Source organism: Blautia sp. 210820-DFI.6.14 (assembly GCF_020558815.1).
GTDB lineage: Bacteria > Bacillota > Clostridia > Lachnospirales > Lachnospiraceae > Blautia_A > Blautia_A obeum.
In genome coordinates this window covers 1-12,042 of record NZ_JAJCKS010000005.1, presented here as the reverse complement: position 1 = coordinate 12,042, position 12,042 = coordinate 1, and the positions used below count along the sequence as shown (strand labels likewise).

14 protein-coding genes are annotated in these 12,042 nt (G+C 41.4%); 10 read left to right on the top strand and 4 right to left on the bottom strand.

The window, feature by feature from the left end:
• Window positions 1–194: 194 nt before the first annotated feature.
• On the bottom strand, window positions 195–434 hold the full coding sequence (locus LI112_RS05885; protein ID WP_118064356.1) for a flagellar export protein FliJ: 240 nt from the start codon (window positions 432–434) through the stop codon (window positions 195–197).
• A gap of 390 nt (window positions 435–824) precedes the next feature.
• Between LI112_RS05885 and LI112_RS05880 the strand changes: the two genes are divergently transcribed.
• The 10 genes from LI112_RS05880 (at window position 825) to LI112_RS05835 (ending at window position 9,848) form a co-directional block, all read left to right on the top strand.
• Complete coding sequence (locus LI112_RS05880; RefSeq protein WP_054337550.1) at window positions 825–1,463, top strand: single-stranded DNA-binding protein; 639 nt, start codon at window positions 825–827, stop codon at window positions 1,461–1,463.
• 99 nt (window positions 1,464–1,562) lie between these two features.
• Window positions 1,563–2,348, top strand: coding sequence for a hypothetical protein (locus LI112_RS05875; RefSeq protein ID WP_055151549.1), 786 nt, complete (start codon window positions 1,563–1,565; stop codon window positions 2,346–2,348).
• Between the two features lie 13 nt (window positions 2,349–2,361).
• Window positions 2,362–4,179: an AAA family ATPase gene (locus tag LI112_RS05870; protein ID WP_118064354.1), complete on the top strand. Its 1,818-nt coding sequence runs from the start codon at window positions 2,362–2,364 to the stop codon at window positions 4,177–4,179.
• Window positions 4,067–4,444, top strand: a complete 378-nt coding sequence (locus LI112_RS05865; protein WP_225084396.1) for a helix-turn-helix domain-containing protein — start codon at window positions 4,067–4,069, stop codon at window positions 4,442–4,444. Before LI112_RS05870 ends, LI112_RS05865 begins: the two co-directional genes overlap by 113 nt.
• Window positions 4,441–6,570 (top strand): nitric oxide reductase activation protein NorD, encoded by a 2,130-nt coding sequence (locus tag LI112_RS05860; RefSeq protein ID WP_118064352.1) that lies wholly within the window; start codon window positions 4,441–4,443, stop codon window positions 6,568–6,570. Before LI112_RS05865 ends, LI112_RS05860 begins: the two co-directional genes overlap by 4 nt.
• A gap of 17 nt (window positions 6,571–6,587) precedes the next feature.
• Complete coding sequence (locus tag LI112_RS05855) at window positions 6,588–7,325, top strand: hypothetical protein (protein WP_054337547.1); 738 nt, start codon at window positions 6,588–6,590, stop codon at window positions 7,323–7,325.
• Window positions 7,326–7,387: 62 nt separating this feature from the next.
• Window positions 7,388–7,936, top strand: a complete 549-nt coding sequence (locus LI112_RS05850) for an AbrB/MazE/SpoVT family DNA-binding domain-containing protein (RefSeq protein ID WP_055151554.1) — start codon at window positions 7,388–7,390, stop codon at window positions 7,934–7,936.
• A 1-nt stretch (window position 7,937) separates the two neighbouring features.
• A complete protein-coding gene (locus LI112_RS05845) occupies window positions 7,938–8,993 on the top strand; it encodes an SAM-dependent methyltransferase (protein ID WP_118393317.1) in 1,056 nt (351 codons plus the stop codon).
• A 55-nt stretch (window positions 8,994–9,048) separates the two neighbouring features.
• Window positions 9,049–9,291, top strand: coding sequence for a hypothetical protein (locus LI112_RS05840; RefSeq protein ID WP_054337546.1), 243 nt, complete (start codon window positions 9,049–9,051; stop codon window positions 9,289–9,291).
• A complete protein-coding gene (locus tag LI112_RS05835) occupies window positions 9,288–9,848 on the top strand; it encodes a hypothetical protein (RefSeq protein WP_054337545.1) in 561 nt (186 codons plus the stop codon). The genes LI112_RS05840 and LI112_RS05835 overlap by 4 nt, the downstream gene beginning before the upstream one ends.
• 49 nt (window positions 9,849–9,897) lie before the next feature.
• Here the strand turns inward: LI112_RS05835 and LI112_RS05830 are convergent, their stop codons facing one another.
• The 3 genes from LI112_RS05830 to LI112_RS05820 form a co-directional block, all read right to left on the bottom strand.
• The gene (locus tag LI112_RS05830; RefSeq protein WP_054337544.1) at window positions 9,898–10,485 is read right to left on the bottom strand and encodes an SOS response-associated peptidase; all 588 of its coding nucleotides are present in this window, start codon (window positions 10,483–10,485) and stop codon (window positions 9,898–9,900) included.
• Between the two features lie 42 nt (window positions 10,486–10,527).
• Window positions 10,528–10,836, bottom strand: a complete 309-nt coding sequence (locus tag LI112_RS05825; protein ID WP_054337543.1) for a hypothetical protein — start codon at window positions 10,834–10,836, stop codon at window positions 10,528–10,530.
• Between the two features lie 19 nt (window positions 10,837–10,855).
• On the bottom strand, window positions 10,856–12,042 hold a 1,187-nt coding region (locus LI112_RS05820), incomplete at its 5' end, for a DNA polymerase IV (protein ID WP_227190349.1).

Genomic DNA, 12,042 nt, shown 5'->3' with positions numbered 1-12,042 from the left:
ACTACAATGGCTTAACTTCCACGCAGTATATATTAAATCTACGAATTACAAATGCAAAGACACAACTTCGAACCACTACATATTCCTTTCCAAGGTAACGGTGATTGTGGTCTATGAAAATCATTTGTATTTCAGCTGACCATAAAAAACACCGTTGCAGATTCACTCCCCCACAACGGCATCTTTCATTTTTTTTATTCGATTTTATCTTCTCCTGTTGCCTTTATAAATCTCATAACCTCATCAATGGTTTTCCCAGATGCTACCAAAGCCTTAAACAGATCATCTTTCTGCTTCTCTTCTATCTCTTTTTGAATCTCTTTTGCTTTATGACGCAGTTCCTTTAAATCGGACTCTTTTGTACGAATCTCCTGTTCCACATACTCCAGTTGCTCTTCCAAACATGTGTTTTCCAGTTTTTTTCGTCTTGCCATAATGCATCCTCCTAATAATTTTTCCTCATTCTACCACATTTTATCTACTCTGAAAAGGTAGTAGTGTTTTATGAAAATTTTATATCTATTTGGGATTATCCTCATAAAATACTACACTTCCAAGCATTTTGACACAAAAATTATTATTTCGAATCGCAAAATACTATATATGGTATTTTATCATTGACCTTCGCTATATCTTGTGTTACTATGATATTGTATTTAAGTTTTGTGTTATCCCTTTATAGGGTGTCTGGATACTATCTCCAGTACACATGCAGTTTAAGTTGGAAAATCGTGTCATTATAATGCCGTTTTATACGGTGCTATAATGGCACTTTTTTTATTTATCACTATTTTATCGCCCAAAGGGCAGAAAGGAGAATTTTTATGTCATCTATTATCATTGTAACAGGAAGGGTAACTGCCGATCCGGTTATGCAACAAGCAAAGAACTCCGGAACTGAATACATCAGTCTGGGGCTTGCTACCAACCAGAGAGGTCAAAACGGAAAGGAAGAACCCATCTTCTATCAGTGTTACTGCAACAAGTTTCTTGCAGATCGACTGATAAAAGCCGGTGTCAAAAAATCAACGTGTCTCATGGTCTACGGAGATTTAGAACTCCATCCGTATATTCACCAGAAAGGCAATAATGCAGGTCAAGCAGCTATCACGCCGCAAATTATGGTAAAGGACTGGCAGTTCTTACCTGCGAATCGTAATGATACCAATGCAGCAACACCTGTACCGGGGAATCCAATGGTCGGAAATCCGAATGTTCCACCAGTACCAGCAAACGGTGCTACTTATAATGGAAACCCGGGAATGAATCCTTCCGGTACCGTGCCTACTGGCGCAATGCCAGTCAATAACAATATGATGCCACAGGCCGCACAACAGATGTCTTATGCTCCGGCAGGGGGATCGGCTTATGCACCACAGGGATTTACGGCTGGCAATGTATCTGGTGATGGATTTACCAATATTCCGGAAAATACACCACCACAGCAGCTTCCATTCCCGTAAATTATCAAAGATCCCTAAAATGAAGGAATTGCGACTTTCCAGTATCTACTGGTCTGCTGCAATTCCTTTTTCTATTGAAACAAACATGGAGGAAATGAAGTGAATACACAAAAGAAATTTCTTAAAGTTCTAAGTATGCTCACAATAATTTTGTTAATTGCAACTATATTCATACCAGGAAATGGAAATCGTAATGCAGTCGCAAGTATCGGAATCCTTGGCATCCTGCTGCTATTTCTTTCCACACTTCTTCCTAAAATCTATAAACTGACTCTAAACCTACTCAAGAACCAGGGCAAAACAAGCCCTTGGTCTTCTTTGAAATCATCTGAGCCAGTTTCCGAAACAGAAGAATTGCTTTGGAGACAAATCAGCTATCAGATTACCGACAAACTACAGGCTGCATTTCCAAATGCAACATGGGAATTCCAGAAGCCGCCATCCATGAAGCAGCTTCTTTGCGGAAATCCCATACGTCTGAGAACCTTTCATACGGAGGACTACAACTTTGCGGAAGCACGTATGAACCAATACGGATATCTGGAACTTCAAATGCTGACCATTGCCAGCCTCAAAAAGACTGTCACAGTTACCGATGAGGACGATGTTCCTTTTGCTGATCCGGAATCCTGGTATTCCTTAATTGGCAAGAAAAAACTGGAGAACCTTATCGGACAGCTCCATGCGAAAGGACACCATAAACTCTATATTAATGAAAACGGGCAAATTTACATCCAAAATGGTGATACAGCGGAAATCAAGGATTGTTTTGATTATTTCCCGCCACGAAACTATTGGGATATTCTCATTTCCATCTTCCAAAAAGATGAATTGACCGCAAAAGAAAAGGACCAGGCACTAGAATTATCCTGGATAAAAGAATAAAGGAGGAAATACTATGCCAAATACAAACTTTGTCCCTAACTGGACTTTTGAAAGAACGCTACCATCTCCATTTGACAGCTATTCCGGGAAAAGTGCAGTGATGAAAGACATCGCTTCCAAATACTGTAATCAGCCTAAAAAACGGGCTACTCTCCATTCTGCTACTTTGCAGGCAGTTTTTTCTTATATGAATTTGGAAAATCCACCTGCTGGAAAAGCAGAGGAAGAACTCGGAGCCATTGGAAGCCAGGCAAACAATTTTACAATCGCAGAATATCCAAGCCGTACCGGGTTGCTGCATGTAGTGGTCTACAACCGTATGACTGGGAAATTTATAGCCGGAAAGTATGAAAAACCTTTGGATCTGGACAGTAAACCAGAGCCATATCAGTTTAAAAAAGATGAAGATTCCGGAAGTGCTCTTTATTTTGCTTTAATGCCTACTTTCCTTTCAGATGACGAATTCAATGAAAAATATCAGGAATTAAAGCAACACCGTGATGACGGTTTTCCTGACCTGCCCAAAGCTGCAGAAACGGCTGCGGTTCTTTGTGATAACGTGTACCGCAGGATCCGTTATGGTGATTCCCTTCCTATCGGGAACATCAAAGTTGACACTCCTGCAAATGGCGTGCTCCAAAGACTTACACCACTGAATATCCAAAAAGGTGTTTATGCACCAACGGAAATTATCCAGGGTACCTTTCAGGTATTAAAAGGTGGACATCACTATACTGCTTCCGCCGTTTCAATTCCCAAAGAAGATTTTGTCGATAAATACATCCTGTCCAATTCTCGGACATTAACTCCCCAAGAAGAATCAACCGTTCCTATTCTCGAAGATTGGTATGTAATCCCAAAAGAAATCCAAAGAATATGCGAACATGCCAAATTAACAACTGACAGCAAGCAGCCTATGAGGAATTTTATGCTCCGTGGGCCTGCTGGAACGGGAAAGACCGAAGGTGCCAAAGCCATTGCTGCAGGACTTCACCTGCCTTACCGATGCATCACCTGCTCGGCAAATACAGAAATTTTTGACCTTCTTGGACAGATTTTACCTGATGTAGATGAAAAACAGCTTTCTTTGGTAGGGGAACTGCCCTCTTTTCAAGACATTACCCTCGATCCGGCTACTGCCTATGAAAAATTAACGGGTACTTATGATGAAAAGGTATCAGAAAATACAGTTTATGAAGAATTGATCCATCATATATCTGAGGAAATGAAGCAGAAACAAGCTGCTACCTCCAGCAGCCAACAGTTCCGCTATGTGGATACACCACTGGTTGAAGCCATCCGAAACGGCTATCTGGTAGAAATACAGGAGCCTACGGTGATTGCCAATCCTGGTGTACTGGTAGGACTTAATTCCCTATTGGACCGTTGTAACAGCGTATTTCTGCCAAACGGGGAAGTCATCCATCGGCATCCGGATACTACCATTGTAGTCACAACTAATCATGACTATGCCGGCTGTCGTCCCATGAACCAGTCTGTCATTTCAAGGATGAATATGGTCATAGATATGGATGAACCGGATGAAGAGACCATGGTAGAGCGTGTTCTTGCTATTACCGGATGTTCCGATAAAAAATCAGTACGTACCATGACACAGATTGTACGTTCCATCGCACAGTATTGTCAGGATAACCTGATAACAGATGGCTGCTGTGGAGTCCGGGAATTAATTGCCTGGGTTCAGTCTTTTATGGTATGTGGCGATATACAGGAAGCTGCTCATTATACCATTTTATCTTCCGTCACTGCCGATTCTGAAAGCCGTATCGAAATTGAAGGTTCTTGCTTGGATACAGTTCTTGCATCATAACACACTATTGAGGAACACCTTTTATACCGAAGCCGAACTACGCAAAACTCTGGCAGAAAATCTCGTTTATTTAAGAAAATCCAAGCAGACGAAACTCTCTCAGAAAGCCGTAGCAAGACTTCTGCATCTACCGGAAAAAACAATTATGAACTATGAAAATGGGCATACGCTTCCATCTGCTTACGCCGTCTTTCGGTTAGCCCAGTATTACGGCTGTACAATGGAAGATCTCCTAACCCAAAATATGAAAAAGAAAGAAAGGTGAAAAAATTGAATAACACTCAAAAAGCTTTAAAAAGAATGATCCGGGATACGGAGTCAAAAATCACTGATGAAGAACTCTTTCTTTCATCGGCTTTCCAAAAATACCAAACATCTCTGGCGAAAGCGGCTACTGGCCGTTCTCGCTATGGACTTCAGGTGCTTATGGAATGGGACAGTTCTGAAAATGCAGACATCGCTTATACAGATAATTATAGAATTCACTGTAACGCCGCAAACTCGATAACCCAAAGCTTTCCTTCCCGATTTCTGCGGTCACAAAGCCTGACTGGTCTAACTGGACATGAAATCGGACATCTGCGTTACTCTGATTTTGCATCACTACAGCTTTATCTGACCAATATGGAAAATGGTTCCTTCTATCCAGAAGCACCAGACAATCTGCCTTCTGGATACAAGGCAAATCTGCAGGACATCTTAGATGCCATGGAAGAAAAAGATAACGCAACGTGTCTGACGCTATCCCGCTGTGCTGCACAGTTTAATAATATACTGGAGGACATCTACATTGAAGCCCGGATGTGTGAAGAATATCCCGGAACTTTTAAGCAGGGAATACAGATCAATAATCTGCGGATGTCTGAATTGATTCCTTCTATACAGGAACAAATTGACTGTGGCTATCAGCCGTTTTCCATTATGAGCAATTTAATTTTGTCTTATTGCCGGACTGGTAATATAAATAACCGCACGAATTATTCTGGAGAATACACAGACACCCTTTCAGACTGCATGGATTATATTGACGATGCTTTAATTGCCACACAGGGGAAAGAACGCTTACGTGCTTCCAACTATCTTTTAGTACTTTGCTGGAACTATATTCAGCCTATGGTAGAGTTAACCAGAGAGTCTTTAAAAAAGCAGGATAGTACCCAAGTTGGCGATGCTCTGGAGGATCTGCTGCGGAAAGAATCAGGTAGCGGATCTCCTCTTCCAACTGGTAAAAACGGAGGAATCCCTAAAAACATTCCAGGTCCTACAGTAAAATCAAAAACTCCTATAACCTGTGACTTATCTGGTCTTGATCCAAATTACAGGCAAGATGCAATCAACCAGGCAGAAAAGGTACTGCAGGAAGAAGGAGGAAGAATTGAACTTGCTAAAACTACAGCAGTATTAGATGGAAATAATCCAGGAATCACATACGCATCACAGTATGCCGGTTCCGGTTATGAAAATGCAGCGAATGATCTTGCACGCATCCTAAATGATGTTGCTACGGAAAAAGCCCAAAATGATTATGAACAGGAATTAACAGAAGACTTGCAAAAATCGGCGGATGAAATACATTACGGAAATGCCCATGCAGGCATCCATGTAACAATCCACCGCATCAATCCAGTTTCCGACTTTTTTATCAAATCTTATCAAACAGTTGTTTCCCCTCTTTTGCGGACCTCCAAAAGGCTGCAAAGTTCCATTCTTCCTTTATTAAAAGAAGAGGCAGAAGGCGGGAAACAAAAAAACCTGTTATTTGGTAAAAGGCTGGATATGCGGGCTTTACACCGAAAGGACGGCGGTATCTTTACCAGAACCAGGCTTCCGGATGAAGAACAAAAACTTTCCGTGGGACTTTTGGTTGATGAAAGTGGTTCTATGGGCTGGGGAGATCGTATTACCCATGCCCGGAAAACTGCAATCGTGCTGTATGATTTCTGTATGAGCCTGGGAATTCCTATTACCATTTATGGGCATTCTACAGATTCTAAGGGGGTTGCTTTGTATTCCTATGCTGAATTTGATTCTCTGGATGACTCTGACCGTTACCGGCTGATGGATATGTCTGCCCGTAATGGCAACCGGGATGGAGCTGCACTTCGTTATGTTGCGGAACACCTGGCAAAGCGTCCGGAATCACAAAAACTCCTCATCATAATCTCTGACGGACAGCCCGCAGATTGTGGGTACAGTGGTACGGAAGCAGAAGCAGATCTTCGTGGTATCAAGAATGAATATCGTAAACGTGGCATTGTGATCTTTGCTGCAGCAATTGGTGATGACAAAGAAAACATCCGCAGAATCTATCAGGATGGTTTTTTAGATATTACCAAATTAGAAGATTTGCCCAAAAATATGACACAGCTTGTAAAACAATATTTGAAATAGAAAGAAGGAAAACATACATGAGTGAAAATTATCAAAACTCAATTACAGATCAGATATGCAAAGTACAGACCAGTAAAAAATTAATTGCACTGTATGACCGTCTCCGCTACACAAGTTATAACAGCTATGCACAGCTTCATGCAAAAGGAGAATTTGAAGAAAATGGTCATAAAGTTCACTCCCTTATTGGAATCTCCATACAGGATTACTCTAGTGGTACCGGTGATAAAAATATTATCACCCGTTTTCATCTGGCACCCGAACAAATTCAATTTCTGCTGTCCAGAGTTACCGCTGGCTTTCCTGAATTTGAATGGTCGCAAAGCAAAATATTTGGTGTGCCGGATGGCAATGGCTATTCTACTGCACAACAGTTTTTTATTTCCCGCCACGTATATAACAACCAGCAGGAAATACTGACCAGCCCATGGAGAATTCAAATTAATAACGGAAAAGGTATCAAGAAAAAGAATCATAACGGCGGCACTTATATGCAGGCTCAAAGTTTTATCTCTGAAAAAAGTGCTTTTATCCAATTGACAGATATGGATTTTTATATGCTGTTAAAACGTGCTGATTCCTATATCGTAAATTGGGAAAACTACGTTGCATCCTTCCTGATTCAAAACGGCAAACAACAATTTAAAAAACAACAGGACGCACGAATGGCACAAAATATACAGCCACATGAAATGTCTTCCTATATGCAAGAACAACCACAAGAACAATATCTGAATGGTATGTATGTCGCTTAAAGAATTTCAACAAAGAAGCAGCCGAAAAGACTGCTTCTTTTTATAAAGGAAAGGAGATTTCTATGGATTATGCCACAACACTAAATATTGACCAACAAGGGCGGATCATTATTCCTGCCAAAGTAAGAAAAGCCCTACAGCTTCATACAGGCGATGTATTGATGCTGGAAGCTGACACACGCAACATCTGTCTTCGTAAATGCGACTCCCATATCCCTATGGATATCCGGTTAGACAGTTTTCTGGATATTTTACATAGTAATGTCCCTTGCCGGATCCTGTTATGTAATGATTCCAAAATCATTGCTTCCAAGAATTATCATACAGCACTTAATATGCCTGTAACAGAAAGTATTCAAAGGCTTCTGCAACAGGGAAAGATGAAATTATTCTCTGAAAAGGAACGCATATACCCTACTATGACAGGAAAATATCCCATATCAGTCTTTTTCCCTATTTCTAAAAAAGACGAATTTGGTGAAACGTTGGGTCTTTTACTATGTGCAAAAAACCAACAGCCTTTCAGCGAAATGGATTTAGGCTGTGCCAAAATGACTGCGGCGGCGATTTCCCGCTACATCCAACAAAATTATGAAAGGAAGGTGACATAAAATGAATGACTTAATGCTGCATCGGGCAGCACAATTATTAGAAGCTGAATTTGGTCCCCAATGGCGTACTGTCGCTGACATGCTTGGAACGGAAGGATTGCGAAAACGTGTAGGAAAGGAACTGACTTCTTTCATGGCATACCCAGAACGTGGAGAAGGCGGTAACAGCCAGTGGCGTGGTAACTGCTCCCCCGAAGTGGTTGCAGCACTTCTACGCTATTGCTTGGACGATAAGCGATATTACGGAAAAGATACCAGCACCTTTACCCTCTTAGATCCTATGAGTGGCTCTGGGACTTCAAACGCGGCTGCTGACCGTTATCAGGTACGCTCCCTGCTCTATGATCTAAATCCGGCACCTGCGTATGGAAAAGGTAACTGGAATGCTCTAAAAGATGAAGTAGAGGATTCCGCTGATCTCATCTTTTTCCATCCACCCTACCATAATATGATCCAGTATTCCGGAAATATCTGGGGAACCCCTCACCCGGACGACCTATCCCGCTGTGAAAACTATTCGGATTTTCTTGAAAAACTAAATCACTGTATCCGGAAATTTTTCCTGGCACTTCGGAAAGGTGGGAGGCTTGCCATACTGGTAGGCGATATGCGGCTCCATGGTAAGTTCTATAGTATGCAGAATGATTTAATGCGGATGGGTGATTTTGAATCCTTTCTGGTAAAGGGCCAGTTTAATTGTGTTTCTGACAATCGGACGTACAAAAAGCCTTTCATTCCCATTGTGACAGAATATGCTCTGTTGCTGAAAAAAACAGATTCTTTCATTATCCCCTTCAGCATCCGGCAAGAAGGTGTGTTTTCTGTACAAAATACAGATATTCTTGCACTGACTTGGCATCATCTAATCCGGATGACAATGGAGAGTATTGGAGGAAGAGGGGCTTTAAAAGACCTGTACGATTTATTAAAGGAACACCCAAAAGCGAAAAAGAATCCGCATTATCAGGAACGTATCCGTGCCACCTTATATGAACACCCAGACGAATATATACCTGTATCGAAAGGATATTTTCGTTTGAGTTACCCTGTTACATAAAAACGAGCCATGAAAAACAGATTTTCTATGACGCTACAAAAGGAGTGTGAACACTATGACAAATCGAAAGCACCATGTGAAAGATAAACAAATAACGACACTCTCAGGATGGTTTCATTCTTCGCTACGGGTTGGGGAACGTGCTATTATTTCTGGAGTCAATGGTTTCTCTATTCTGACATCTCCTATCCTAACGATTTTGGAAGTATCAAATGACAGTATCGTTTTCGAAACAGAAAATACCATTTACCATTTGGTTCATACACCAGAGACCGTATCGGAAGTGATGTGTGCTTGAATAACATATATGAATTGGGAAGCAGGCTTTGTGAATTGCTTTCAACTTTGAAGAAAAACCGAGAATACGTTCCACTTGAAATTTTACAAACACAGTATCGGATTCCTTATGAAAGCCTAAAAAAGCAAATTGGTGATACAGCAACAGCTTTTGTAAAAGAAATTACATTATCAAAGCTTATGATAAATCCAGATGTATCTCTGGAAGAGCAGATTTCTGTTATCCAACAGGCAATTACAACATCCGGGATGCTCAAAGAAATGAGCTATACCTTATCAAAACTGTATGATGTGGAACTACTGCACAGGCAGGCATTAAAATTAAGGACATATATTGAAGATGCTCTATATCCATATATTGCCCTTCAGGATTGCCTTGTCGTTGATATGGAACGTATAGAGGATACGCCAATTATCTACAATACAATTACCCAAAAGGTTTATGAGAATGGGCAATGGAGTAAACAGGATTTGGATCTGCATGGGAAACTATTAATCTATGTAAAATCTAGTCCTCCTATGCCTGCAGCAACAGAACAAATAAACAATGGATTCTAAATTCAAAAATTTTTATGTCAAGAAGGGAAACTTTTATGGGTTTCCCTTCTTATGAAAATAATTTCAGTTGTTCATATTCTGCTGTCCGATTCAACAGTATGGGCTTCTTAGCAAGAATAAATTCTACCGCTGCATCCTCCATAATCCAATCTTCCAGTTCTTGTCGTTCCAAAAGCAATGGCATCCGTTCATGCACTGGTGCTACGGAAGCATTTGCCTGCGTAGTCAGAATTACAAAACGATTTTGACCATTATAGATTTGATAACACCCTGCCATAAATAATGTGGCATCCTGCTTTGGACTTTGAAAAGTATATTTTTCTTTGTTTTTACTCCATTCGTAAAAGTGATGGGCAGGAATCACACATCTTCGATGCAGCACACTGTCCCGAAAGGTCTTCTTGTCCAGTATCGCCTCTGCCCTTGCATTGATAAGCAGTCCCTTTCCCTGGAACCCCGGAAAGCCCCACTGCATCTGCCTCGCAGCCACTTCCTTACACTCCTTTGTAAGAATGACTGCAGATTCAGACGGGTGGATGTCCTGTCCATGCTCTATCTTTAAACGCTGGTCCAGTTTCCTTACAATCTTTTCAATTTCCCGTGAAGTTTCATCATCCACATAATATCTTCCGCACATTTTCTGTCCTCCTTTTTCCTATTTTACTTCATCCCTGGTATCTTATACAACCAGTTTCCATGCACAATCCTCCGGACAAAAGAGAAGCACAAAATTGATTTGTTTTCCCAAAAGTACCGCCTGACATCTATACTTCCAGTTCAAAATTCCCGCATACCACTGCTTTTCTACAGTCAGAACCTGGATATGATTGATTTGAATAATCTCTTCATCCTCCCCTTTTACCTTCAGCATCAATGGCAGAGATTTTCCGGTAGCTGTGAACCAGCACTGGACTGCCACCTCATGATAGGTTCCGGATAAAGGCTCCTGCTCTGTATGCTCTGTATTTATTCCGATTCCAAATGCCACCTTTCCTTCCCCCTTCCCGCTATTCTGTCTTTAATTTCTCATAGTCCACAGAACGTTTTTCCCGTGAAATGCCACCACTCATGTGATCAATACACCCACCTAAAAAAGCCGCACGTATTACCGAATCATTCCCATACCGTTTTCTGATCTGATCTATCGTTTCATCCATTTTTTCCAGTTTCTCATAATCATTCGTATCAAACAGATTTAGTTGTCTCATATTCACCTGATCCTTGATGCGGCTGGTATGGATTCCCAGATGCCGGATGGGTGTCCCATCCCAGAGCTGGTCAAATAACTGGCAAGCACACTGATGAATCTCTATCGTAATATTGGTTGCATTCTGAAGCGTCATCTGGTGACTGGCATAACTGAGATCATAATTCTTGATCCCTACTGCAATCACTTCTGCCCTGACTCCTGCTCCACGAAGTCTGCTTCCTACTGTCTCTGCCAAAGCCAACAGCACCAATTTTGCTGTAGATGCATCTGTCACATCAAAAGGAATCGTTGTAGAATTGCCGTATCCCTTATTAGCAGGCGGGGCCGACTGGACTACAGACACATCAATCCCATTTGCAACCCCCCAGACAACTTCCCCATGTTTCTTCAAATGTTGTTTTAAGTAACTCGGATCACTCTTTGCCAAATCTCCTATGGTCCGAATTCCCAACTTGAAAAGTGTCTTTGTTGTTGCCCGTCCTACAAAAAACAAGTCGCTTACCGGCAATGGCCACATCTTTTTCTGTAACTCAGACTTCCATAGTGTGTGCACTCTGTCGGGCTTCTGAAAATCACTTGCCATCTTAGCTAACAGTTTATTCTCTGAAATACCGATATTCACTGTAAATCCAAGCCGTTCCTTAATCTGTCTCCGCATCTTCTCCGCCGCTTCCACTGGTGTCCCCCAAAGCAATTCCGTTCCAGTCATATCTACAAACGCCTCATCTATCGAGTATTGTTCCACTGTGGGAGAATACTCTTGCAAAATTCCCATAAAAGCTTTGGAACACCTCTCATACAATCCATAATTCGGAGGCACTAAGATAAGATTTGGACATTTCTGTTTTGCTTCCAAGATTGATTCACCTGTCTGTATCCGATATTTCTTTGCTGGAATGGATTTTGCCAAAATGATTCCATGACGCATCGCCATATCCCCACCTACCGCTGACACCTGTTCTCTTAAATCGCCTTTCCATCCCA

Bases quoted from the DNA above. Each gene is read 5' to 3' on its own strand.
- LI112_RS05840 (WP_054337546.1), top strand. From the start codon at position 9,049: ATGACAAATCGAAAGCACCATGTGAAAGATAAACAAATAACGACACTC.
- LI112_RS05870 (WP_118064354.1), top strand. From the start codon at position 2,362: ATGCCAAATACAAACTTTGTCCCTAACTGGACTTTTGAAAGAACGCTA.
- LI112_RS05850 (WP_055151554.1), top strand. From the start codon at position 7,388: ATGGATTATGCCACAACACTAAATATTGACCAACAAGGGCGGATCATT.
- LI112_RS05880 (WP_054337550.1), top strand. From the start codon at position 825: ATGTCATCTATTATCATTGTAACAGGAAGGGTAACTGCCGATCCGGTT.
- LI112_RS05830 (WP_054337544.1), bottom strand. From the start codon at position 10,485: ATGTGCGGAAGATATTATGTGGATGATGAAACTTCACGGGAAATTGAA.
- LI112_RS05845 (WP_118393317.1), top strand. From the start codon at position 7,938: ATGAATGACTTAATGCTGCATCGGGCAGCACAATTATTAGAAGCTGAA.
- LI112_RS05855 (WP_054337547.1), top strand. From the start codon at position 6,588: ATGAGTGAAAATTATCAAAACTCAATTACAGATCAGATATGCAAAGTA.
- LI112_RS05885 (WP_118064356.1), bottom strand. From the start codon at position 434: ATGGCAAGACGAAAAAAACTGGAAAACACATGTTTGGAAGAGCAACTG.